Here is a 25322-nt window from a genome sequence, read left to right as displayed (position 1 = left end):
CGGCTGTTGCAGCATCGGTCCGGTTCGATTCCTGCCCCGATCGCATGGCCCGTCCCCCGCCGGACCTGCATCGCCCTTGTGTCCGCCCCCGGCGGCCGGGGTGGTGCCTGTCTGCCGAGGTCGCCGATGCGGGCTCTGCCTGCCGCCTGCCCTTCCCGGGAGTTCCCTGCATGACCCTGCCTGCCCCGCGCCCTGCCCGCCACGCCCTGCTGCCCCTCGCCCTTGCCGTGGCGTGCGCCTCGCTCGCCCTGCCGGCCCTCGGCCAGGGCCTGCAGACCTCCTTCGAGCGCGGCGAACCGGCCCCACTTGCCGGCAAGCAGGCCCTGCAGGTGGAAGTGGGCGGCGGTCCGCGCGCGCCGTATGCGGCCAAGCCAGGGGTCGGCTACAGCGGCCTGCGTGCTCTGCATTACACCGGCAGCGGCGGCACCCAGCAGCGCCGCCTGTTCAACACCGACGTGGCCATCGAGGCCGACACCACGCTGAGCTGGCTGGTGCTGCCGGAGATCGTCGGCACGGACACCGTGGCCTCCACCTACGTGTCGCTGGACCTGCTGCTGGACGACGGCAGCCGGGTCTCGGCCAGCGACGCGCGCGACCAGCACGGCAGTGCGCTTGGCGCCGCCGCGCAGGGCGACTCGAAGACGCTGTACCCGCAGCAGTGGGCACGCAAGGCCGTGCGCCTGGGCGAGGTGCCGGCGCTGCGCGGTCGCCGCGTGGTGGCGGTGGAACTGCAGGTGGCCAGTGCGACCGGGGCGCCGGTGTCGGGCTGGATCGACGACGTGCAGCTGGCCGCGCAACCCCGCACTGCCCCGCAGCGCGCGTCGGACTGGGTGCTGACCACGCGCGGCACGCAGGCCAACGGCACCTTCTCGCGCGGCAATAACTTCCCCGCCACGGCGGTGCCGCACGGCTTCAACTTCTGGACCCCGGTGACCGATGCCGGCGCGTTGAACTGGCTGTACCGCTGGAACGAACAGAACGACGCGCGCAACCGGCCGCAGCTGCAGGCGCTGGCCCTGAGCCACCAGCCCAGCCCGTGGATGGGCGACCGCCAGACCTTCCAGGTGATGCCGTCCAGCGGCCGCGGCGTGCCCGAGGCCGACCGCAGCAAACGCGCGCTGTCGTTCTCGCGCGACAACGAACGTGCGCGCCCCTACCGTTACGACGTGCGTTTCGACAACGGCATCGCCGCGTCGATCGCGCCCACCGACCATGCCGCGTTGTTCCAGTTCACCTTCCCTGAGAAGGGGGACGCCAACCTGCTGTTCGACAACGTCGACGCCCGCGGTGGGCTGACCCTGGATGCGGCCACGCAGACGCTGTCCGGCTACACCGACACCCGCAGCGGCCTGTCCAACGGCGCCACCCGCATGTACGTGGTGGCCAGCTTCGACGCGCCCTGGCGCAGCAGCGGTCAGATCAAGACCGGCCGCCCCACCGGCTACATCAAGTTCGATGCCGGCAGCACGCGCACGGTCACCATGCGCATCGCCACCTCGTTGATCTCCGTGGAGCAGGCCCGCCACAACCTGGCCCTGGAACTGGCCGCCGATGACACGCTCGACCGCGTGGCTGGGCGCGCGCAGGACGCGTGGGATGCACGGCTGGCTCCGTTCGACATCGGCGATGCCAGCGACGACCAGAAAACCACGCTGTATTCCAGCCTCTATCGCCTGTACCTGTACCCCAATTCCGGCCACGAAAACGTGGGCAGCGCCGCCGCGCCCGAATGGCGCTACGCCAGCCAGGCCAGCGCCGCCGAGGACAACACCGACGGCAGCGCCACGCGCAGCTTCGCCCCGGTGCGCGACGGCAAGGTGTACGTCAATAACGGTTTCTGGGACACCTTCCGCACCACTTGGCCGGCCTATGCGTTGTTCACCAAGGACGACGCCGGTGCGCTGGTGCAGGGCTTCCTGGAGCAGTACCGCGCCGGCGGCTGGGTGGCGCGCTGGTCCTCGCCGGGCTATGCCGACCTGATGGTGGGCACCAGTTCGGACGTGGCCTTCGCCGATGCCTGGCTGAAGGGCATCGGCGGCTTCGATCCGGAAGAGGCGTACACGGCCGCACTGAAGAACGCCACCGTGGTGCCGCCGGACCGCCATGTCGGGCGCAAGGGCATGGACCGGTCCACCTTCCGGGGCTACGCCAGTGACGACGTGCACGAGGGCATGTCGTGGACGATGGAAGGGGCACTCAACGACTTCGGCATCGCCAACATGGCCCAGGCCCTGGCCAAGCGCGCCACCAGCGCCGCCGCACGCGAACGCTATGCCACCGAGGCCGACTACTTCGGCCATCGCGCCGGCACCTACGCCACGTTGTTCGACCCGGCCGCCGGGTTCTTCCAGGGCCGCACTGACGACGGCAACTGGCGCCTGACCGACAAGGACTACGACCCGCGCGTGTGGGGCCACGACTACACCGAGAGCAACGGCTGGACCTTCGCCTTCACCGCCGCGCACGACGGCGAGGGCCTGGCCGGGCTGTATGGCGGCCGCGCCCAGCTGGCCGCCAAGCTCGACACGTTCTTCGCCACCCCGGAAACCGCCGATCCCGCCTTCGCCGGCTCCTACGGCGGCACCATCCACGAGATGACCGAAGCGCGCGACGTGCGCATGGGCATGTACGCGCACAGCAACCAGCCGGCGCACCACATCCCGTGGATGTACCTGTACGCCGGCCAGCCGTGGAAGACCCAGCAGCACGTGCGCGAGATCCTGGCGCGGCTGTACGTGGGCAGCGAGATCGGCCAGGGCTACCCGGGCGATGAGGACAACGGCGAGACCTCGGCGTGGTACGTGCTGGCCTCGCTGGGCCTGTACCCGCTGCGCATGGGTGCGCCCGAATATGCGATCGGCTCGCCGGCGTTCCGCCACGCAAAGGTGGCACTGCAGGGCGGCGCGGTGCTGACGGTGAATGCTGCCAACAACTCGCGTGAGAACGTGTACGTGCAGTCGCTGAAGATCAACGGCAAGCCGTGGTCGAAGACCTGGGTGCCGCACGAGGTGATCGCCAAGGGTGCCACGCTGGACTTCGTGATGGGGCCGCAGCCCTCGACCTGGGGCAGCGGCCCGGACGATGCCCCGCGCTCGCTCACCGCACGCGGCCAGCGCCCTGCCCTGCTGCATGACCTGCTGGGCAGCGGCGCACGCGCGCAGCTCGCCGACGGCCGCGCGGTGCCGGCGCTGCTGGACGACGATGCCGGCACGACGGTGCCGGTGGGCGCGGGCACGGTGGTGTTCACCGGGGTGAGCGATGGCACGCCGTCGATGTACACGCTGACCAGTGGCAACGGCGCGATACGCGGCGGTGCGTGGACGCTGGAAGCCCGCCGCGCTGGCGGCCGCTGGGTCACGCTGGACGAGCGCCGCGGCGAGGACTTCGCCTGGGCGTTGCAGACCCGGCCGTTCGCCATCGGCAAACCCGGTCGCTATGCCGAATACCGGCTGCGCATTGCCGGGCCGGGGCGGATGCAGTTGGCCGAGGTGGAGCTGCTGGCACCGATGGGGGAGCAGTGAGAATGGGCAGGACCGGTTTTTTGAAGCGGGCTGCGGCCTGGATTGTGGGGAGCCGGCCAGCGGCCGGCACTACCCGGGCGCGTGTGCCGATCGTGGCGTGGAGCCTGCCAGCGGCAGGAACCACCCGGGTGCGTGTGCCGATCGTGGCGTGGAGCCGGCCAGCGGCCGGCACTACCGTGTTGCTGGGGGCGTTGGTGGTGTTCGATGCTGCCGCGTTCGAGGCCAGCCAGCAGCGTGAGGGGGTGACGCTGGCCTACAGCGATCCGGCCGATGCGCTGGCCGCCCCGATGCGCACGCGCATCATCGACACGTTCTTTGCTGCGTATGTGCGCGAGCGCGCCGACTTCCATCCCGGTGCGCCGTCGCAGGTGCGCATCGTGATCGACCCGGGCTACGACGGCATCGCCTTCGTCGGCGAAGGCAAGGGCGCGGCCACCATCACGATCAATCCGGCCTGGCTGGCCAAGCACCCCGACGACGTCGACCTGGTCACCCACGAGGCGATGCACATCGTCCAGGGCTATCCCGAATACGCCAATGAGCGCGTGCCGGGCTGGCTGGTGGAAGGCATTGCCGACTACGCGCGTGATCGTTACGGCCGGGAAAATGCGGCCGCGGACTGGGCACTGCCGATGACGGTGAAGGACGGGCAGAACTTCGACACCGGCTACCGGGTGACGGGTGCGTTCCTGGCGTGGAGCGAGGCGCAGCATCCGGGGCTGGTCAAGGCACTGGACGGCGCATTGCGCGACGGGCGTTACACGCCCGCGTTGTGGCAGGCGCGCACGGGGCTGGCGTTGCCGGCGCTGTGGGCGGCGTACGTGCAGGCGCGTTGAGACGACCGCTGGGCGAGGGGGCGGCGGGTACCGACCGTGGGTCGGTACGCTTTCGTGGGTCAGCGCGCGCCCACCAAGCCGGCATACAACGCGAACAACTGCTGGAAATAGCGTCGGGTCATTCGATGGCGCATGGCACGGCTCCGGACTCTCAAGGGGATCTGGTCGGGCCCAGGGCGGCGGGAGCCGGTAGCCCGCCGCCGCGGCCGGGCCGCGTGGGGGTATTGGGCCCTCGGCAGGTTGCAGGCGGGTGACCGGGGTGCGGCGTGCGTGTGGCAGAGCAGAACGCCTGCCCACCAACGGTCGGTAGCTACCGGTTTCGCGGCGCGAAACCAAAACGCGCCCCGAAGGGCGCGTTTTGGCAACTGCAGGGGGAAGAACACCTTAGGCGTTCTTCTCCGCCTCCAACTGCTTGCGGATCTGCGCATCCACGGCCGCGATGGCGGTCATGTTGAGCACGCGGCGCGAGGTCGCGCTGGTGGTCAGGATGTGCACCGGCTTGGCCACGCCCATCAGGATCGGGCCGATCGCCACGCCGTCGGTGAACACGCGCACCAGGTTGTAGGCGATGTTGGCCGCTTCCAGGTTGGGCAGCACGAACAGGTTGGCGCGGCCCTTCAGCGTGCTGTCGGGCAGCAGCTTCTGGCGCAGTGCCTCGTCCCAGGCGGTGTCGCCCTGCATTTCACCGTCCACGTTCAAACGCGGGTTGCGCTTGAGCAGCAGCGAACGCACGGTGCGCATCTTCAGCGCGTCGCGGGAATCGTGGCTGCCGAAGTTGGAGTGCGACAGCAGCGCCACCTTCGGTTCAATGCCGAACAGCTTCATGCGGTAGGCCGCCTGCAGGGTCGCTTCGCAGATCTGCTCGGCGGTCGGGTCTTCCTGCACGTGGGTGTCCACGAAGAAGAACACGCCCTGCTGGTTGATCACGCCGGTCATCGCCGAGGTCGAGGTCACCTTCGATTCCAGCGGCAGCACGCTGCGCACGTAGCCCAGCTTCTTGTGGAAGCGGCCCACCACGCCGGTGAGCATGGCATCGGCTTCGCCGCGCGCCACCATCACCGCGGCAATCAACGTCGGCCGCGAACGCATCAGGTTCTTGGCCGCCGCCACGGTCACGCCGCGACGCCCGGTGAGGTTGTGGTAGTACTGCCAGTACTCGTTGAAGCGCGGATCGTCGTTGATGTTGGTGATGTCGAAATCATCACCGGCCTTCATGCGCAGGCCCAGGCGCTCCACGCGCGATTCGATGACGTCCGGGCGGCCGATCAGGATCGGACGGGCCAGCCCTTCATCCACCACGTTCTGCACCGCGCGCAGCACCACTTCCTCTTCGCCTTCGGCGTACACCACGCGCTGCTTGTCGGCGCGCGCACGGTCGTACACCGGCTTCATCATCAGGCTGGTGCGGTAGACGAACTGGGCCAGCTTCTCGCGGTAGGCACCCATGTCGGCCACCGGGCGGGTCGCCACGCCCGAATCCATCGCAGCCTGCGCCACGGCGGCCGACAGCTCCACCAGCAGGCGGCGGTCGAACGGACGCGGAATCAGGTAATCGCGGCCGAAGCTCGGGGTCTCATCGCCATAGGCCGAGCCCAGGTCGCTGGCCTCGCGGCGCGCCATCGCGGCGATCGCGTGCACGCAGGCGATCTTCATTTCTTCGTTGATCGCCGTGGCGCCCACGTCCAGCGCACCGCGGAACAGGTACGGGAAGCACAGCACGTTGTTGATCTGGTTCGGGTAGTCCGAACGGCCGGTGCCGATCAGCGCGTCCGGACGCACCGAACGGGCCACTTCCGGCATGATTTCCGGGGTCGGGTTGGCCAGCGCGAAGATCACCGGGTCCTTGGCCATGGTCTTGACCATGTCCGCGGTGAGGATGCCCGGGGCCGACAGGCCCAGGAAGATGTCCGCGCCGTCGACGATCTCGGCCAGCGTGCGCTTGTCGGTGTCGCGTGCGTAACGCGCCTTTTCCGGGTCCAGGTCGGTGCGGCCGGTGTGGATCACGCCGTCGCGGTCGAAGGCCAGGATGTTTTCCTTCTTCAGGCCGAGCGACACCAGCATGTTGACGCAGGAGATACCCGCCGCGCCCATGCCGGTGGTGGCCAGCTTGACGTCTTCGATCCGCTTGCCGGTCACGACCATGGCGTTGAGCACCGCGGCACCGACGATGATCGCCGTGCCGTGCTGGTCGTCATGGAACACCGGGATGTTCATGCGCTCGCGCAGCTTGCGCTCGACGATGAAGCACTCCGGGGCCTTGATGTCTTCCAGGTTGATGCCGCCGAAGGTCGGCTCCAGCGAGGCGATGATGTCGACCAGCTTGTCCGGGTCGTTCTCGTCGATCTCGATGTCGAACACATCGATGCCGGCGAACTTCTGGAACAGCACGCCCTTGCCTTCCATCACCGGCTTGCCGGCCAGCGGGCCGATGTTGCCCAAGCCCAGCACGGCGGTGCCGTTGGAAATGACGGCGACGAGGTTGCCGCGGGCGGTCAGTTCGCTGGCCTGCTGCGGGTCGGCCATGATCGCCTCGCAGGCGTGTGCCACGCCCGGCGAGTACGCCAACGACAGATCACGCTGGGTCAGCATCGGCTTGGTCGCTGCGACGCGGATCTTGCCCGGCGGCGACATGCGGTGGTAATCGAGGGCAGCCTGTTTGAAATCTTCGTTGGACATCGCTTTCTGCAGATGAATGGGCGAGAGGAACAGGGGATCATACCCCCGTTGGCGTGGATGGACCTGTCGCTACGCTGTCGCGATCATGCTGCAACCGCACATATCGGCGCCGTTCGGCAGCGTATGCGCAGCGTGGCGCAGTGCGATGACAACCCGCATCAGCGGCGGTACGTCAATGAAAAAATCAGGGCCTGCCATCCGGGGGGACGGTGCAGGCCCTGCAACACACGCACGCATCAAACGGGTATCAGCGGGCCGGGGCGGTCAGCGGCGACGGCAGGTCGTCGGTGGTCAGCGCCGGCAGTTCGGCCTCGCGGCCGTCCAGCGCCAGCGCCAGGCGGTCGCGGTCCAGCGCGCCTTCCCAGCGCGACACCACCACGGTGGCCACGGCATTGCCGATGAAGTTGGTCAGCGAGCGGCATTCGCTCATGAAGCGATCCACGCCCAGGATCAGCGCCATGCCGGCCACCGGCACTTCCGGCACCACGGCCAGGGTGGCGGCCAGCGTGATGAAGCCGGCACCGGTGACGCCGGCGGCGCCCTTGGAGCTCAGCATCGCCACCAGCAGCAGCGCGATCTGGTGGCCCAGGGTCAGTTCGGTGTTGGTGGCCTGGGCGATGAACAGTGCGGCCAGGGTCATGTAGATGTTGGTGCCGTCCAGGTTGAACGAGTAACCCGTGGGCACCACCAGGCCCACCACCGACTTGGCGCAGCCGGCGCGCTCCATCTTCTCCATCAGCGACGGCAGCGCCGACTCCGACGAGGAGGTGCCCAGCACCAGCAGCAATTCAGCCTTCAGGTAGCGGGCCAGCTTGAACACCGAGAACCCGCACAGGCGGCAGACCACGCCCAGGATGACCGCCACGAACAGGAAGGCGGTGAGGTAGAACGAGCCCACCAGCCAGGCCAGGTTGACCAGCGAGCCCACCCCGTACTTGCCGATGGTGAAGGCGATGGCACCGAAGGCGCCGATCGGGGCGGCCTTCATCAGGATGTGGACCAGGCGGAACACCGGGGCGGTCAGCGCCTCCAGGAAGGTCAGCACCGGGCGGCCCTTGGCACCGGTCAGGGCCAGGGCCACGCCGAACAGGACCGCCACGAACAGCACCTGCAGGATGTTGCCATCGACGAAGGCGCTGACCAGGGTGGCCGGGATGATGTCCATCGCAAAGCCGGTCAGGGTCAGCTCATGGGACTTTTCCACGTAGCTGTGGACCGCGGTCTGGTCCAGGTCGGCCGGGTTGATGTTCATGCCGGCGCCGGGCTGGACCACGTGCGCCACCACCATGCCCACGATCAGGGCCAGGGTGGAGAAGAACAGGAAGTAGGCCATCGACTTGGCGAACACCCGGCCGACCGTGCGCAGGTGGGTCATGCCGGCGATGCCGGTGACGATGGTCAGGAAGATGACCGGGGCGATGATCATCTTCACCAGCTTGATGAAGGCATCGCCCAGCGGCTTCAGCGATTCGGCAAAGGCCGGCTCGAAGTGGCCCAGGATGGCGCCAAGGACGATCGCCACCACCACCTGGAAATACAGTTGGCGGTAGAACGGCAGCGGCTTGGCCGCGACGGGGGCGGCGGTGGGAATGTGCATGGCGGACTCCGGAGGGACGGTATCGGCGCGTCCGGCCTGCAGGGGGTGCGGGCCGGTTCCGTGGGCAACACCGCAGCCCGGATCGTGTGTCGGGGGTTGCGGCGGATGGACGCATTTGTACGCGCGAGTCACCGCCACGCAGATAACCTATTGGTACTAGCCCCCCGGTTCAGGTGGCGTTGGGTGCCTACACTGCGCCCCACACCGCCCTCCCCCACGGCGGCAAGTGACGCGCGCGCGGCCGGCTGGGCAACAGTTTCCGGCGCAGCGGCCGTTGTTGTCCTGTCCCGTCTCAAAGAGAGAGCTGCACGTCCATGCGCCCGACCCCGACCCTGCTGGCCCTGTGCCTGGCTGCTACCCCCGCCCTGGCTTCGGCCGCCGATTTCGACAACTGGCCGACCAAGGTCGCCTTCAGCGATGGCACCGAACTGGCCGCCACCGCCAACATCGCTTACGACCTCAACGATTTTTCCGGCAACAGCGGCATCGAAGACGATGACGCGGTGCGCCGCAAGGAATTCGGCGCCACCCTGAAGAAGAAGGGCGTGTACGACGCGATGGTGTACTACGACTTCCAGGCCGACACCTGGCTGGACGTGTTCGTGCGTTTTGAGAGCAAGGCCTTCTTCGGCAGCGACATCGGCCGCTTCCGCTTCGGCTACATGAAGACCCCGGTGGGCCTGGATGCGGGCACTTCCTCGCGCGCCGGCAGCTTCCTGGAAACCGCCCTGCCCGTGCAGGCGTTCTACGAAGGCCGCCGCACCGGTGCCGAATGGGTGCTGGAGCGCCCGCAGTACCTCCTGCAGGCGGGCGCCTACGGCGGCAAGGATCTGCAGGGCGACAACCCCGGCACCACCCAGGCCGTGCGTGCGGTGTGGACCCCGGTCAAGGCCGCCGGCGACGTGCTGCACCTGGGCCTGGCCTACTCGCAGGAAAACCCGCGCGGCTACCGCGATGGCCGCGATGTGCACCACGACGCCAGCGCCCGCCTGCGCGCCCGCCCGGAAGCCGGCCTGACCGACATCCGCCTGGTGGATTCGGGCGCGCTGGCCACTGCCGACCAGATCCGCCGTACCGGCCTGGAAGGCATCTGGATCCGCGGCCCGTTCTCGGTGCAGGCCGAAGCGCTGCAGACCACCGTCACCCGTGAAGGCAAGCCGGACTACACCGGCAACGGCCAGTACGCCATGGCCAGCTGGGTGCTCACCGGGGAATCGCGTCCGTACAACGCCGGCGCGGTAGCCAACATCAAGCCGGCCCATGACTACGGCGCGGTGGAACTGGTGGCCCGTTACAGCCGCCTGGACCTGGACGACGCCGATGTCTTCGGTGGCCGCCAGCACGATTGGACCCTGGGCGCCAACTGGTACCTCACCAGCCACTTCAAGTTCCAGGCCAACTACGTGAAGGCGGATGCGAGCCGTCGTGGCGTGCATACCACGCCGGAAATCTTCGAGCTGCGCGCCCAGATGCACTTCTGATCGGCATCGCGGCGGGCGTGTACACCGCGCCCGCCGCACACCCGTAGACTGCCGCCATGTACTGGCTCGGCCGCCACCGCACCCTGTTGTTGACCCTGCTGCTGATGATCGGCGGTACCGTGCTGTGCGCGGCCGCCGCCGGGCACTATGCGTGGCGACGTGCACTGGCCACCGAAAGCGCGCAGGTGCAGCGCCAGCTGGAACTGTACGGCCAGGGCCTGCAACAACGCATCGACCGCTTCGGCACCTTGCCGCAGGTGCTGGCACTGGACCCGGACCTGCGCCGCGCGCTGCTGCAGGTGCCCGATGCCGCCGCCCGGCAGCGCCTCAACCTGAAACTGCAGCGCGCCAACCAGGTCACCCGCGCCTCCACCCTGACCTTGGTCGGCCACGACGGCGTGGCCGTGGCCGCCAGCAACTGGGACCAGCCCAGCAGCAACGTGGGCGAGGACTACAGCTACCGCCCCTATTACCGCCAGGCGCTGGCCACCGGCCGGGGCCGCTTCTACGGCATCGGCATGACCACCGGCGTGCCCGGCTACTTCCTGTCCCAGGCCATCGAGGAAGACGGTCGCCGCATGGGCGTGGTGGTGATCAAGATCGAGTTGTCGGCGCTGGAACAGGAATGGCTGTCCAGCCCGGACGTGGTGCTGGCCAGCGACGAGCACGACGTGGTGTTCCTGGCCAACCGCGATGCCTGGCGTTACCGCCTGCTGCGCCCGCTGGGGCCGGGCGAGCGCCGCGAGATGCTGGAGGCGCGGCAGTACGCCGACCGCTCGCTGCAACCGCTGCGGGTCCGCACCGAGGATGTGCTTGAGAACGGCGGGCGCATGGTGCGCCTGCTCGACCCCCTGCTGGCCGGGCCGATGCTGTGGCAGAGCCTGGCGCTGCCCGAGGAACACTGGAACCTGCACCTGCTGCACGATGCCGGCGCGGCCACCAGCGCCGGGCGCAGTGCGGCCATCGGCGGCGGCGCGGCGTGGCTGGCGCTGGGCTTCCTGGTGCTGTTCGTGCAGCAGCGGAGGCGCCTGGATGCGCATCGGCAGCGCAGCCGACGCGAGCTGGAAAGCGTGCTGGCCCAACATGCCGAGGAGCTGCGCACCGCGCAGGATGGCGTGCTGCAGGCCGCCCAGCAGGCCGACAGCGGGCTCAGCCGCAGTCTGGCGCACCTGCCGCAGGGCGTCGTGGTGATCGACAACACGCAGAAGCTGGTGGCGTGGAATGCGCGCTACCTGGAACTGTTCAAGTTCCCGGCCGGCTTGATCCGCGAAGGTCGCCCCATCGAGGAGATCTTCCGCTACAACGCGCGCCGCGGGTTGCTGGGGCCAGGGCCGATCGACGAGGCCATCGAGCGCCGCTTGAACCACCTGCGCAGCGGCCGCCCGCACATGCGCGAGAGCGAGAAAGACGACGGCACCGTGCTGGAGATTCGCGGCAATCCGCTGCCCGATGGCGGCTTTGTCACCAGCTACGCCGATATCACCGCCTACAAGAATACCGCGCGCGAACTGCGCTCGCTGGCCGATGCGCTGGAACACCGCGTGGCCGAGCGCACCCGCGACCTGGACGAGGCGCGCCGCGAGGCCGAGCGGGCCAACCGCTACAAGAGCCGCTTCGTGGCCTCGGCGGTGCACGACCTGCTGCAGCCGCTGAACGCCGCGCGCATGTTCGTGTCGGTGCTGCGCGGCAAGCTGGCCGGTGATGCACGTGAGTTGAGCGAGCACGTGGATGCGGCGCTGGCCGCGCAGGATGCGATTCTGACCAGCCTGCTGGATATTTCACGGCTGGAATCGGGCGCCTTGCAGACCCAGGTGCAGGCCTTCGCACTGTCGCCGCTGCTGGAAACGCTGGCGCGCGAATTCGGCATTGCCGCCGACAGCCGTGGCCTGCAGCTGCGCTGGGTGGACACCCGCGCGGTGGTGGTCAGCGACGAGGCGCTGTTGCGTCGCATCCTGCAGAACTTCCTCTCCAACGCGCTGCGTTACACCCCGCGCGGGCGCGTGCTGCTGGGCTGTCGGCGCGTGGGCGACCAGCTGCGCATCGAAGTGCACGACCAGGGCCCGGGCATTCCGGAGAGCCTGCAGGGCGAGATCTTCGAAGAGTTCCGCCGCCTGGACGACGGTGTCGAACAGGAGCGCGGTGCCGGGCTGGGCCTGGCCATCGTCGAACGCATCGGCCGCCTGCTGGGTCATGGCATCCACCTGCACTCCACGCTGGGCCGCGGCAGTGTGTTCGCGGTGAGCGTGCCGCTGGGCGATGCGGCGGCCATTCCGGCACCGACGCCGGTGCCGGCCGTGGCGGCTGACGCCGGCGATGACAGCCCGCTGCGGCATTGCCGGGTGTGGAGCATCGATGACGACCCGCGCGTGTGCGCCGCCACCCGCGCGCTGCTGGAGCGCTGGGGCTGCGCGGTGGAGCTGGCCGACGGCCCGCAGGCCGCGCTGGAGATCGCCTCGGCACTCAACGTGCCGCAGTTGCTGCTGCTGGACGTGCGCATGGGCCAGTGGCACGGCCCGGACCTGTACGACCACCTGTGCGACCTGTGGCAGGCGCGCCCGCCGGTGATCCTGGTCACCGCCGAACGCGACGACGCGTTGAAGGCGCAGGCAGCAGAGAACGGGTGGGGGTTCCTGTCCAAGCCGGTACGGCCGCCGGCACTGCGGGCGTTGATGACACAGTTGTTGGTAAGACACAGGGCATAAAGCGGCTACACCTATCTCCGACCCGAAATGCCGGTAGGGTCGGTTCCCAAACGACCGCCGGCCCTGCCGATCCGCACGGCGAACGCATGACCTGCGACGAAGCCGCCTTCGACACAGGTCATGCCATCACCGAACGCTGCGAGGGTCATCGGCGGTCGATTGGGATGCGACCCTACCTCGGTCTACGCATCGCACCTTTGCCACTCGTGAGGGATGGGCGGATGTTCGCCTGCGCGCGTCAGCCGTCCAAGCCCGCGCCGGCATCGCCTTCCGGCTCCAGCGCCTTCACCAGTACCGCGGCCTGCGTGCGGCTGTGGCATTCGAGCTTTTTCAGGATCGCGGTGACGTGCACCTTCACCGTGTTCTCGGCCAGGCCCAGTTCGTAGGCGATCTGTTTGTTGAGCAGGCCGTCGGCCAGGCACAGCAGCACGCGGAACTGCTGCGGGGTGAGCTGGGCCAGGCGTGCGGCGAGCAGCGCGTCGGACTCGGAGCGCTCCGGTGCCATGGCCGGGAACCAGACCCCGCCATCGAGCACCGCCGCCACCGCCTGGCCGATGGTTTCGGCGGGGGCGGATTTGGGGATGAAGCCGGCTGCGCCGAACTGCTGCGCGCGGCGGATCACGCGGGGGTGGTCGTTGGAGGAGACGATGACCACCGGGATGTCGGGGTGCGCGCCGCGTACGTGCAGCAGCGAGGAGAACCCGCGGGCGCCGGGCATGGTCAGGTCCAGCAGCACCAGTTCGATTTCCGGGTGCTGGTCCAGCGCGGTTTCCAGCGTGGCGGCACTGGCCACTTCGATCACCTGCGCCTGCGGCAGTGACTGGCGCAGGGAATGGACGACGGCCGCGCGCAGCAGAGGGTGGTCGTCGGCGATCAGGACGGTGAGTTCGCTCATGCGGTCCATTGTAATGCGGTTGCCGGGCAGAGCCCGGCGCTACGCGTGGTGGTTCGTTGTGATGAGGTTGACGGCCAGCGGCCGTCACTACCGGATGGATCGTTGCAATGAGGCTGACGGCCAGCGGCCGTCACTACCGGATGGATCGTTGCAATGAGGTTGACGGCCAGCGGCCGTCACTACCGGGGTGGTTCGTTGCAACGAGGTTGACGGCCAGTGGCCGTCGCTACCGGGTGGAGGCCGGTGGCCGTCGTTACCGGTCGTCGCGCTGCCGCATGCTGCCGCGCCAGGCTTCGAGGAACTGGCGGCGCTTGAGGCCGTCCAGGTACACGAGCAGGCCCGGGCCCAGCTGGATGGGGCAGTAGCTGCGCGCGGGCGAGCGGCCACGTTGCTGGCCCTGTGCGGGCAGGATCGGCATCAGGCGGGCTTCGCGCGAGAGCACCTGCTGGCCGCGGGGTGACAGCAGGTAGTCGAGGAAACGCCGCGCCTCGTCCGGATGCGGGCTGCTGCGAGGAATCACCGCCGTGCGCAGCACCACCAGCGTGTAGTCCTCCGGTTCCACGATGCCCAGCGGTGCACCGGCCTCGATCCGCGCCTGCGCGTAGGAGCCCAGCACGTTGTAGACCAGCGACAGCTTGCCGCTGCTGACCTGGTCGAGCAGCACGCCGGTGCGTTCTTCCAGGTGCACGCCGTTGTCGCCCAGCGCGCCCAGCAGCGCGCCGGCAATGCTGCCGCGCTGGCCGTCCTGGGTGGCCAGCAGGTAGCCCACGCTGCTGCGCTCCACGTCGTAGGTGCCCACCCTGCCCTGCAGCGGTGCGTCCGGCGCGCGCAGCAGTTCCAGCAGTTGCCGGCGCGTGTGCGGTACCCGCGCCGCTGGCAGGGTGCGGGTGTTGTAGACGATGGCCACCGGCTCGTAGCTGATCCCGAACGCTTCGTGCCGCCATTGCGCCCACGCCGGCAAGGCGTCGGTCTGCACCGAGCGGTGCGGCAGCGCATGGCCGTCGTTGACCAGCTTGGTCTGCAGGTCCATGCCGCTGCTGATCAGCATGTCCGGCGCCTGTGGACCGCCGCGATCGCGCAGGTAGCGCGCGTAGATGTCCTGGGTGATGACATCCTCGTAGAGGATCTCGGTGCCCGGGTGCAGGCGCTGGTAGTCGGCGATCACCGTGGCGAACACTTCGATGTCGGTCGAGCCATGGATGCGCAGCTGCGCCACTGCCGGCCCCTTGGCCGGGAAGCGCTGCACATCGCCCGGTGCGGCCAGCGCCGGGCCTGCCACCAACAACTGCAACAGCACCAGCCACACGTACTTCATGCATGCATCCTCGGCAGGCGGATGGTGGCCACCAGGCCCCCTCCCACGCGGTTGCTCAGGTCGATCTGGCCGCCATGGCTGTCCACCACGCGCTTGACGATCGCCAGGCCCAGCCCGGCGCCGCCCGCTGCGGCCCCTTCGCCGCGCGCGAAACGCTCGAACACGCGCTCGGCATCGGCCGCGGCAATGCCCGGACCGTGGTCGGCGATGGTCAGCACCCAGTGCTGCGCCTCTTCGGTAAGCGCCACCTGCAGCGCACCGTCGCCGCCGTATTTAATGGCGTTGTCGATGAGATTCTTGATGGCCTCGCGCAGCAGCAGCGCGTCGCCATGTATCCAGGCCGCCTGTGCGCTCACCGCCAGCTGCACGCGCGGGGCCGGCAGTGCCTGCGGCAGCGCTTCATGCAGCGCCTGGTGCACGGTTTCGGCCAGGTCCACCGGGGCGAAACGCTGCAGGTTGGCCCGGTGGATCACGCTGGCGTCGCTGAGCAGCTGGTTGAGCAGGCGGCTCATGTGGGTGGCGTTGCGTTCGATGGCGTGCAGGCTGCGCCGCATGTCCTCGGGGTCTTCCTCGTCCAGTGCCAGCTGCGCCTGCGCGCGCAGTGCGGCCAGTGGCGTGCGCATCTGGTGCGCCGCCTCGGCCATGAACGCGCGCAGGGTTTCATTGCTGCCCTGCAGGCGGCCCATGAAGTGGTTCAGCGCGCCCACCATCTTGTCCATCTCGCGCGGCACGCTGGCATCGAGCGGCTTCAGGTCGGACGGTTCACGCCGCGCCAGTTCGCGCTCCATCCGCACCAGCGGGCGCAGCGCGCGGTGCACGCCCAGGCCCACCAGGGCCAGCGACAGCAGCGACAACACGGCGATGGCCAGCAACGCACGGGTCACCATGTCCTGCGCCAGCGCTTCGCGCGCGCGCCGGGTCTGGCCCACCTGCACCCGCACTTCGCCCTGCGCCGACGGCGAGGACACCCGCCGCGACACCACCACGAAGCGCACCTGCTCGCCGCTGTAGAGAGCATCGAACAACTGCGGGCGGTCACTGGGCGCGTGCGGCGGCAGCGGCAGGTCCGCATACCCGGTCACCGTCTGGTCGCGCGCGTCGGACACGCGGTAGAACACGCGGTCTTCCGGCGCCATGGCCAGCAGGTCCAGCGCGGCATACGGCAGATCGACCTGCCACTGCGCCTCCACCAGCGCCACCGAATCGATGATCGACAGCGCCGAGGACACCAGCAGGTGGTCGTAGGAGCGGTTGGCGGCACGTTGTCCGTAGGCGCGCGCGCCGAACAGCAACGCCACCGCGAACAGCGCCAGGAACGCGCCCAGGTACAGCCACAGCGTGTGCCGGATCGATCCGGAGGTGCGCGGGTCAGTCGTCATCGCCGCCCGCACTGCCGGCATCGTCGCCCAGCGCTTCGAGCAGGTAGCCGCTGCCACGCACGGTCACGATCCGCAGCGGCGCGTCGGCCAACTTGCGGCGCAGGCGGCCCACGTAAAGTTCGATCGCATTGGGGCCGGCCTCGTCGTCGAAGCCGAACAGGCCGTTGCCGATCTCGTCCTTGCCCACCACCTGGCCCAGCCGCCCCATCAGGATTTCCAGCAGGCGGTACTCGCGGTTGGGCAGTTCGATCGGCTGGCCGTCCAGGCTGACCCGGTGCGAGGCGTTGTCGAACTGGAACGCGCCGATCTGCACCACTTCGCTGGCCTGGCCACGGGTACGCCGCAGCAGCACCCGGCAGCGCGCCTCGAACTCGCGGAAATCGAACGGTTTGCCCAGGTAATCGTCCGCGCCCACGTCCAGTGCCTGCACGCGGTCTTCGATGCCGTCGCGCGCGGTCAGCATCAGCACCGGGGTGCTGTCGCCGCGCTCGCGCATGCCGGCCAGCACGCGCAGGCCGTCCAGCTTGGGCAGGCCGATGTCCAGCACCACCAGGTCGAAGCTCTGGTAGCGCAGCACGCTGGCCGCCGCCAGCCCGTCGCTCTGCCAGTCCACCGCGTGGCCACTGCGGCGCATGCGGCGAACGATGGCATCGGCCAGGTCCGGGTTGTCTTCCACCAGCAGCAGGCGCATCGGGTCAATTCGTCGAAGGTGCATGAATGCTAGCGCGAGCGGCCGCTGCCGTGGGCTTCGCTGCACTGCACAAACCCCTGACAGGTGGATGACAGCTTCCCGGCACTAGGCTGCGCCATCGCGTCGCAGTCCCCTGCTACGCCATTGGCGACATCACCGCACTGACGTACCTGGGAGGGTCCGTGGAACTGAACTCACTGCGCTGGCGCACGCCGGCTGCCTGCACCCTGCTGTTGCTGACCGCGCCGGTCTGGGCCGCCGAGGACAACGACGACGACCGCCCGGTCACCGCCACCGTCGGCGGCCGCCTGCACCTGGATTTCGCCGATTTCAGCAACGATGGCCGGGGCACCCCGAACAAGGACGACACCGAGATCCGCCGCGCCTGGCTGGATGTGTCCGGCAAGTTCTTCGTGGTCGACTACAAGCTGGAAGCGGACGTCTCCGGCGACCGGGTGGAGGCCAAGGACGTCTTCGTCAGCCGCAGCTTCGGTGACGCCGGCAAGCTCACCGTGGGCCAGTTCAAGCAGTTCTTCTCGCTGGACGACCGCACCAGCTCCAACTACGGCACCTTCCTGGAACGCGGCAACGCCGGCACCACGCTGGCCCCGCTGTACCGGCTGGGCGCCTCGTGGCAGGCCGCGCGCGGCGACATGACCTGGGCGGCCAGCGCCTACAGCCTGGAGAGCATCGACGCCTGGCAGGTCAAGGGCCGCGCCGCCGGTGGCCGTGCCACCTGGGCACCGGGCGCCACCGCTGGCGAAGTGCTGCATCTGGGCCTGTCGCTGGCCCACGAGCGCTACGACAATCCCGGCGCCAACGGCGTGCCCGGGCTGAAGATCCGCCCGCGCCCGGCCGGCCACCTGTCCGACAACAGCCGCCTGACCCTGGTCGACTTCTCGGCCGGCCGCGACACCGACGTCAACAAGTGGTCGCTGGAGTACGCGCAGGTGCGCGGCCCGCTGTCCTGGCAGGGCGAGTTCAGCGGCGCCACCTTCGACGACGGCAGCCAGCGCGGCAAGGTACTGGCCGGCTACGGCCTGGTCAGCTGGTTCGTCACCGGCGAGTCGCGCGTGTACGACCGCAAGACCGGCCGCTTCGGTCGGGTCAAGGATTTCCAGCACAAGGCAGGCGCCTTCGAGCTGGCACTGCGCTACGACCAGATGCGCGGCGACCAGCACCTGATCGGCCAGCCGGACCTGCGCGATGCACAGACCGAGGCATGGACGCTGGGCGGCAACTGGTACATGCGCCCGAACCTGCGCTTCATGCTCAACCTGATCGAAAGCCGCAACCGCGACCGCCTGACCGCAACCACGGTGGACCGCACCCGCGCGGTGACCGGCCGCCTGCAGTTCGATTTCTGAGCCTTCCCTTCCGTCTTTCCCTTCCAGGAGTCTGCAGATGATGCTGAGCATCCTCGGCTTTGGCATGGTCATTACATTCATGTATTTGATCATGAGCAAGCGGCTGTCGCCGCTGGTTGCCCTCATCACCATTCCGATCATCTTCGCGCTGCTGGGCGGCTTCGGTGCCGACATCGACGAGATGATGCTGGAGGGCATCAAGAAGATCGCGCCCACCGGCGTGATGCTGATGTTCGCCATCCTGTACTTCGGGGTGATGATCGATGCGGGCCTGTTCGACCCGCTGGTGCGGATCATCCTGCGCTTCGTCAAGGGCGACCCGATGAAGATCGTGCTCGGCACCGCGATCCTGGCGATGCTGATCTCGCTCGACGGCGATGGCTCGACCACCTACATGATCACCGTGTCGGCGATGCTGCCGCTGTACCAGCGGCTGGGCATGAACGCGCTGAACATGACCTGCGTGACCATCCTCGCCGGTGGCGTGATGAACCTCACCCCGTGGGGCGGGCCCACCGCACGCGCAGCCACTGCGTTGCACGTGGACCCGGCCGACGTGTTCGTGCCGCTGATTCCTTCGATGGTGATCGCCTGCGCGGGCGTGCTGCTGCTGGCCTGGTACCTGGGCCTGAAGGAGCGCCGCCGGCTCGGCGTGGTGAGCCTGCCGCAGGGTGGCAGCTGGATGGACAACAGCGTGTCCGATGACGGCAACGCGCTGCCCACGGTGGAAGACGCCGAAGACACCAAGCGGCCGAAGCTGCTGTGGGTGAACCTGGCGCTCACCCTGGCGCTGATGACCGCGCTGATCATGGGCGTGCTGCCGATGCCGGTCTTGTTCATGGTCGGCTTTGCGATCGCGCTGGTGATCAACTACCCCAACCTGGCCGAGCAGCGCCGCCGCGTGGTCAACCATGCCGGCAATGTGCTGTCGGTGGTGGCGCTGATCTTCGCCGCGGGCATCTTCACCGGCATCCTCAACAACACCGGCATGGTGGAGGCGATGTCGCACAGCTTCCTGGCGATCATCCCGGACAGCTGGGGCCCGTACCTGGCGGTGATCACCGCGATCGCCTCGATGCCGTTCACCTTCTTCATGTCCAACGACGCCTTCTACTTCGGCGTGCTGCCGATCCTGTCCGAGGCCGCCGGCAACTACGGCATCACCCCGGTGGAAATGGCCCGCGCCTCGCTGGCCGGGCAGCCGGTGCACCTGCTCAGCCCGCTGGTGCCCTCGACCTACCTGCTGGTGGGCCTGGCCAAGGTGGAGTTCGCCGACCACCAGAAGTTCACCCTGAAGTGGGCCATCGCCATCTCGATGCTGCTGATGCTCGGCGGCCTGCTGTTCGGCCTGTACCCGCTTGCGTCCTGATCCGCCTACCAAGGAGCGTTCTGCCATGACCCTTCGCATCGCCTACGTCACCAGCGGTATGGGCAGTGTCGGCACTGCCATCTGCCAGAAGCTGGCCCGCAACGGCCACACCGTGGTGGCCGGTTGCGCACCGAACTCGCCGCGCCAGGCCGGCTGGCTGCGCGAACAGCGCGAGCTGGGCTTCGATTTCATCGCCTCCGAGGGCAACGCCGCGGACTGGTCCTCGACCGTGGCCGCCTTCGCCAAGGTCAAGGCCGAGGTCGGCGAGATCGACGTGCTGGTCAACAACGCCGGCGGCAGTCGCGACGTGTTGTTCCGGCAGATGAGCCCGGACGACTGGAACGCGGTGATGGGCTCGAACCTGCACGCGCTGTTCAACATCACCAAGCAGGTCATCGACGGCATGGCCGCGCGGGGCTGGGGCCGCATCGTGAACATCGGCTCGGTGAGCGCGCACAAGGGCCAGATCGGCCAGGTCAATTTCGCCACCGCGAAGGCGGCCATGCATGGGTTCAGCCGGGCGCTGGCCAATGAAGTAGCCACGCGCGGGGTGACGGTCAATACGATTTCGCCGGGCTACATCGCCAGCCAGTCGATCAGCAGTTTCCCGCCGGACGTGCTGGACCGGTTGGCCGGCTCGGTACCGATCCGCCGCCTGGGCAAGCCGGAAGAAGTGGCCAGCCTGTGCGCGTGGCTGGCGTCGGATGATGCGGCGTATGTGACCGGCGCGGATTACGCGGTGAACGGTGGGCTGCACATGTTCTGATGTTTGACGCGTCGAGTTGACGCGTGACCTCCCCCACGAGGTGGCCGCGACGCTGAGAGGCGTTGCGGCTTTTTTTTGCCTGGTTTGCGTTGGGTGGACGTCGTCTTGGTAGTGCCGGCCGCTGGCCGGCGACTCGCCTGGCCGGCGACTCGCGATGACGGGCTCATGGGGTTGCCGGCCAGCGGCCGGCACTACCGGCACCACCGACCAACGGTCGGTGGCTACCGCGGGGTCGTGTTACGTATCCGGTAGGTGCCGACCGTTGGTCGGCACACCCGCGCACCCCAACCGCGATGGACGGTTGACGGTGCCCGCGTTGGTCAGAACTCCGCTGCCACCGTCATGAACACCTGGCGCGGGGCGCTGGCGTGGATGGCGTAGCGGGTGCCGGTGGGGTCGGTCGGGGCGAACGAGCTGAGCTGGCCGGCGTAGCGCTTGTTGGTGAGGTTGGTCGCGTTGAGCGACACCTTGACGTCGCGCAGGCCCAGGCCGGGGCCGAACGAATAGCCCACGCCCGCATCGAAGGTGGTCACGCCTGCCACCGACTGGTCGTTGGTGTAGGTGTAATAGCGCTTGCCGGTGTACTTGGCGCGCAGGCTGGCGAAGTAGCCGTCGCGGTTCCAGCTGATTTCACTGGACGCCATGCGCTGCGGGGTGTCCACGGTGATCTTGCCGGCCACCGGCACGATCGCCCCGCCGGAGGTGTAGTTGTCCTCGTAGGTGGTCTTGTTCCACGACAGCGCGTTGTACCACTGCAGGCCATCCACCGGCTTCAGGATGAAGGTCAGCTCGGCACCGCGGCTCTTCACCGAGCCCACGTTGATGAAGCGGGTGATGCACTCCGGGCGCGTGCCCACCTCGATGCTGGTGCACGGGTTGAGCGAGAGCAGGCGGTTGTCGAACATCACGTGGTACGCCGCGATCGAGGCCTGGTACTTTTCGCCGAAGGTGCGGAAGCCCGCTTCCAGCGTCTTGGACTTCTCCGGCTCCAGCCCGGCGCTGGCCGCGAACGATTCCGGCGACACCTGCAGCGGGCCGCCGCTGCCACCGCCGACGAATGCGGCGATGTTCTCCGAGTACGAGGCGAACAGCTCCTGGTTGGGGCTCAGCTTGAAGCCGACGCCGGCCTGCGGCAGCACCGATTCCTTGGCGGTCAGCGTGCCCGACGCGTAGCTGGCCTCGGTGCCCGGCTTGGCGTTGGCGGTCATGCGGGTGTTGGGGCTCTTGATGCCCACATCGACGGTCAGGCGGTCATCCAGGAAACGCATGCGGTCCTGCACGTAGAACTGGCGCGTGCGGATGTCGAAGTCCTGGTCGAACAGGCGGCGGTTCGGGTAGTTCAGGTAGGCGTCGTCCAGGAACGGACCGGTGATGTAGTAGAAGTTGCGCTCCACGTTGTGGTCGTTGCGCTCGTACCACAGGCCCGCTTCCAGCTCGTGGATGCCCCACTGCCAGCTCAGCGCGGCGGTGATGCCCTGGCGGTTGATGGTGTAGTTGGTGCTGCGGATGGAGATCGGCAGCGCCTGCGCGGTGCCCGGGTAGGACGGCTGGCCCGGTGCCCACCAGTGGCCCTGGCCACGGTTTTCATGGTGGTAGCCGAGCAGCTTCAGGCGCGCGGTGTCACCCAGCGCCAGGTCGGCATCCAGCGCGTACAGGTTGTCGTCGCGCAGCGCGCGGCTCTGGTAGTAGGCATCGTCGATGCTGTTGACGCCCCCGCTGAAGGCGCACTTCTGCGCGTCCCGGGTGCCCGGCGCGCAGTATGCGGCGGCCACGGCGCGGTCCCAGTCCGGGGCGTAGATGTTCCAGTCATAGCCCAGGCCGCGACGCAGCATGTCCTTGGACAGGTAGGCGTAGTTGGCCTGGCTCACCCGCGAGGTGGCGGCGAACGCACCAAAGCGGTGGTCGCCCACGTTCCACACGGCCTTGGCATTGAACTGGCGCGTGGTCTGGTTCTGGTTCGGCGCGGCCCACATGTCCGAATCCTGGTGCACGCCGGACACGTAGGCCGAGAAACCGTTGAGGTCGCCGGTGTCCACGCGCAGGTAGCCACGGCGCTGGTTGTCGTCGCCCACGGTCACGCTGGCACGGCCGCCGAATTCGGTGGACGGGTCCTGAGAGAAGTACTGGATGGTGCCACCCAGGTTGCTGGTGGACGCCACGCCCAGCGAGCCGATGCCCTGGGACAGTTCCGCCCCGGCCAGGTTCTCGGCGATCAGGGCACGCGCGATGCTCAGGCCGTTGTAGTTGCCGTAGCTGTTGTCGCCCAGCGGAATGCCGTCCAGCGTGTAGCCCAGGCGGCTCTTGTCGAAGCCGCGCAGGGTGATGCTCTGCGATTCTTCGTTGGCGCCGAAGGCATCGTTGGACTGCACCGACACGCCCGGCAGGCGGTCGAGGATCTTCTGGCCGCTGGTGCCCGGCGGCAGCACCTGCTTGTCCACCGTGCCGATGCGCTGCACCTGGCGGGTTTCGCCCTGGCCGATCACCGACACGGTGTCCAGGGTCTGCGCGCTGAGCGCAACGGTGGCATCGGGGCCTGCGTTGGCGGCTACGTCGGCAGCGTGGGCATTGGCGGCGCACAGCGCAATCGCCACGGCGATCGTCAGGGGTCGGGTAAGCATGGTAGTCCGTTGCATGGGGGGTGATGACCTGCGCACTGCAGGTGCGTGACCATCATGCGAGCGCAACATGAAAGGATTCTTACGCCACGGGGTGCGGTGTATGAAATGCGACCCGACGCGCGAAACCGTGCGCGCATGCTCCCCGTATGCACCGCACGTACAATGCCCGCCTTACCGCAACGGCAGGGACAGCAGACAATGAACGAACAAGAGTACGAGGCCACCAAGTGGACGCTGCTGCACGCGCATCTGGTGCAGGCCACGCCGGAACAGCGGCACCTCTATGTGGCGCGCTCCAACTACGGTGACAACCAGCGCGCCCTGGCATGGCTGGCCGACCAGCCCGACCTGGACCGCGCCACGGCGCTGATGCTGTTCTGGAGCGTGGGTGCTGGCGCGCATGCGCAGTACGAAACGCTGGACGACGTGCCCGACTACGATCGCGACACCCACCAGTTCATCGGTTTGGTGCAGCAACGCTTCCTGGACGGTTTCTATGCCGACCATGGTATCGGCTTCGATCCAACCCGGTGGGACGGCGCCGGTCCGAACGAGCATTCGGCCGCCGAACTGCAGCGCGTGCCGGCGCAGATGCTGCAGGCCGTGGATGGCGCGCATCAGATCGATCCGTTCGATGAAGCCTACGACGAGGACTACGACGACGGCCTGCCGATGGCGCTGGTCGAGCAGCTGTACGAGCTGGCTGACGTGCATATCGCCTGGGAAGAAGCGAACCCGCGGTAGGTCACCACCGTCGCTTTCAGGTAGGTCGCCACCGTTGGTGGTGACGCGCCAGGTAGATCCACCGTTGGTGGTGACGCGTCAGGTACGTCACCACCAACGGTGGTGACCTACTCGGCGGCCAGCTGGTCCATGCGGATGCGGTTGGCGAACAGCGAAAACGCCAGCATGCCGGCCAGGCCATTGGCGCGGCTGACCCAATGCGGCAACCAGCGCGGCGGGCGCAGGATGCCCTCTTCGAACAGCGGCGCGAAGGCGATGGCATCGTGCAGCGACATCTTGCCGGCAAACAGCCAGCGGCAGACCTGCAGGCGGTCTTCGGCCAGCATGTGGCGGAAGAAGGTGTGCACCGACACCAACCCGCGCAGGTACACGGTGTCCTTGGTGAAGGCCGCGCCGCCGGTCGGCGGCACGCCGCGGAACACGCGCTGGGCCGAGGCGAAACTCTCTTCGTTGTTCTGCCCGGCCTCGCAGAAGTAGCGGAACACCTGGATGAAATCGGCGCCTTCGCGCGCCATCGCGATGGCTTCGGTGCGCAGGCTGATGCGCTTGAGGCGTTCGATGTCGATGCTGCCGGTGATCTGCTCGGCGAACGTGGCCAGCCCTTCCTGGGTGGCGGTGACCCGCGGCGAGGACAACGCCAGGCTGGGCAGGTGCGGCTGCTCGCGTCCGTTGAGGGCGGTCAACGAATGCACCAGCGCTTCGTGGTGGAACAGCTGCGCGCGGTCGTAGGCGCTGAAGCGCGCACTGGTGCGCAGGCGGATCCGGGTGGGACCGGCGGCCGCCTTGGAAATCAGTTCCGGGTCGAGCTGCACGCTGATGATGCGCGATTCAAAGAAAGCGTCCAGGTCGCTTTGCAGCTGCAGCTGGAGCGCGGTGGCCGAGACCGGCACCTGTTCTTCGGGGGCAAGCAGTTCGTGGTCCAGTTCCTGCGCGATCTGGATGAAGTGGCGCGCTGCCTCGCGGGTACTGGGGCCGTTGCCGGGCAGCGGGTGCTCGGGCGCGCCGAACAGCTCCACCGAGTAGTGGTCCACCGCGGCGGTGCCCAGCGATTCCAGCAGGCCGGCGGCCAGGTCCCAGCTGTGCGCCGAGCGCTGCACATACAGGCCGATGGGATGGGTGGGATCGCACTGGGCGCTGATCGCGGCCAGGGCACGGCGCGTATCGCTGAAGTCCAGCCGGGGATAGGACACCTGGGGCAGCACCGGGTTGCCGCGCGCGACGCTGGCCAGGAACGGTGCCTGCAGCGCGGCCGGCCAACTGGTCAGGCCAAGCAGCTTGATGCCGCCCACCGCCTCCACCAGCTGCGCATCGAGCGCGGTGTGGTGGGCCACCTCACGATCCACGGTCATCGGTGTGTCCATGGGC

Annotated in this window: 16 protein-coding genes; 8 read left to right on the top strand and 8 right to left on the bottom strand. The window is 68.4% G+C overall.

From position 1 onward, the window contains the following. Nucleotides 1–170: 170 nt before the first annotated feature. On the top strand, nt 171–3521 hold the full coding sequence (locus tag DX03_RS03485) for a GH92 family glycosyl hydrolase (protein ID WP_038686362.1): 3351 nt from the start codon (nt 171–173) through the stop codon (nt 3519–3521). 176 nt (nt 3522–3697) lie between these two features. Beyond that, nucleotides 3698–4357, top strand: a complete 660-nt coding sequence (locus DX03_RS03480) for a basic secretory protein-like protein (protein WP_051598962.1) — start codon at nt 3698–3700, stop codon at nt 4355–4357. Nucleotides 4358–4741: 384 nt separating this feature from the next. On the opposite strand, the gene DX03_RS03475 is transcribed toward DX03_RS03480, so the two are convergent. Further along, nucleotides 4742–7033: an NADP-dependent malic enzyme gene (locus DX03_RS03475; protein ID WP_038686361.1), complete on the bottom strand. Its 2292-nt coding sequence runs from the start codon at nt 7031–7033 to the stop codon at nt 4742–4744. Nucleotides 7034–7280: 247 nt separating this feature from the next. Then, on the bottom strand, nt 7281–8630 hold the full coding sequence (locus DX03_RS03470) for a dicarboxylate/amino acid:cation symporter (protein WP_038686359.1): 1350 nt from the start codon (nt 8628–8630) through the stop codon (nt 7281–7283). Between the two features lie 314 nt (nt 8631–8944). On the opposite strand from DX03_RS03470, the gene DX03_RS03465 reads away from it, so the two are divergent. Then, the gene (locus DX03_RS03465; protein ID WP_038686357.1) at nt 8945–10111 is read left to right on the top strand and encodes an OprO/OprP family phosphate-selective porin; all 1167 of its coding nucleotides are present in this window, start codon (nt 8945–8947) and stop codon (nt 10109–10111) included. 56 nt (nt 10112–10167) lie between these two features. Continuing rightward, nucleotides 10168–12813 carry a hybrid sensor histidine kinase/response regulator gene (locus DX03_RS03460; protein ID WP_038686355.1) on the top strand — a complete coding sequence of 882 codons (2646 nt, stop codon included), beginning with the start codon at nt 10168–10170 and terminating at the stop codon, nt 12811–12813. A 238-nt stretch (nt 12814–13051) separates the two neighbouring features. Here the strand turns inward: DX03_RS03460 and DX03_RS03455 are convergent, their stop codons facing one another. The 4 genes from DX03_RS03455 to DX03_RS03440 all read right to left on the bottom strand — a co-directional run bounded on the left by DX03_RS03455 (nt 13052) and on the right by DX03_RS03440 (nt 17093). Further along, the gene (locus tag DX03_RS03455) at nt 13052–13708 is read right to left on the bottom strand and encodes a LuxR C-terminal-related transcriptional regulator (protein ID WP_038691839.1); all 657 of its coding nucleotides are present in this window, start codon (nt 13706–13708) and stop codon (nt 13052–13054) included. 253 nt (nt 13709–13961) lie between these two features. Further along, nucleotides 13962–15023: an ABC transporter substrate-binding protein gene (locus tag DX03_RS03450; RefSeq protein WP_038686353.1), complete on the bottom strand. Its 1062-nt coding sequence runs from the start codon at nt 15021–15023 to the stop codon at nt 13962–13964. Beyond that, nucleotides 15020–16402 carry a sensor histidine kinase N-terminal domain-containing protein gene (locus DX03_RS03445; RefSeq protein WP_425598292.1) on the bottom strand — a complete coding sequence of 461 codons (1383 nt, stop codon included), beginning with the start codon at nt 16400–16402 and terminating at the stop codon, nt 15020–15022. Before DX03_RS03445 ends, DX03_RS03450 begins: the two co-directional genes overlap by 4 nt. Further along, nucleotides 16392–17093 carry a response regulator transcription factor gene (locus tag DX03_RS03440; protein WP_038686349.1) on the bottom strand — a complete coding sequence of 234 codons (702 nt, stop codon included), beginning with the start codon at nt 17091–17093 and terminating at the stop codon, nt 16392–16394. The genes DX03_RS03445 and DX03_RS03440 overlap by 11 nt, the downstream gene beginning before the upstream one ends. Nucleotides 17094–17275: 182 nt before the next feature. Between DX03_RS03440 and DX03_RS03435 the strand changes: the two genes are divergently transcribed. From DX03_RS03435 to phbB, 3 genes are read left to right on the top strand one after another with little or no spacing between them, the layout of a single operon-like run. Then, nucleotides 17276–18460: an OprO/OprP family phosphate-selective porin gene (locus DX03_RS03435; protein ID WP_081797136.1), complete on the top strand. Its 1185-nt coding sequence runs from the start codon at nt 17276–17278 to the stop codon at nt 18458–18460. Between the two features lie 40 nt (nt 18461–18500). Beyond that, nucleotides 18501–19829: a CitMHS family transporter gene (locus DX03_RS03430; RefSeq protein ID WP_038691835.1), complete on the top strand. Its 1329-nt coding sequence runs from the start codon at nt 18501–18503 to the stop codon at nt 19827–19829. Nucleotides 19830–19854: 25 nt separating this feature from the next. Next, nucleotides 19855–20595, top strand: a complete 741-nt coding sequence (gene phbB, locus DX03_RS03425) for an acetoacetyl-CoA reductase (protein ID WP_038686347.1) — start codon at nt 19855–19857, stop codon at nt 20593–20595. Between the two features lie 320 nt (nt 20596–20915). Here the strand turns inward: phbB and DX03_RS03420 are convergent, their stop codons facing one another. Beyond that, the gene (locus DX03_RS03420; RefSeq protein WP_081797135.1) at nt 20916–23213 is read right to left on the bottom strand and encodes a TonB-dependent receptor; all 2298 of its coding nucleotides are present in this window, start codon (nt 23211–23213) and stop codon (nt 20916–20918) included. A 198-nt stretch (nt 23214–23411) separates the two neighbouring features. Here DX03_RS03420 and DX03_RS03415 point away from each other — a divergent pair, with 198 nt between their 5' ends. Next, entirely contained in the window at nt 23412–23957 is a 546-nt protein-coding gene (locus tag DX03_RS03415) for a DUF4274 domain-containing protein (RefSeq protein ID WP_051598732.1), read from the top strand. 107 nt (nt 23958–24064) lie between these two features. Here the strand turns inward: DX03_RS03415 and DX03_RS03410 are convergent, their stop codons facing one another. Further along, nucleotides 24065–25306 (bottom strand): flavohemoglobin expression-modulating QEGLA motif protein, encoded by a 1242-nt coding sequence (locus tag DX03_RS03410; RefSeq protein WP_038686344.1) that lies wholly within the window; start codon nt 25304–25306, stop codon nt 24065–24067. Between the last annotated feature and the right edge of the window lie 16 nt (nt 25307–25322).

This window comes from Stenotrophomonas rhizophila (assembly GCF_000661955.1).
Taxonomy (GTDB): Bacteria; Pseudomonadota; Gammaproteobacteria; order Xanthomonadales; family Xanthomonadaceae; genus Stenotrophomonas; species Stenotrophomonas rhizophila.
Note: the sequence above shows the minus strand (reverse complement) of the source record. Positions and strands in the feature narration are given on the sequence as shown.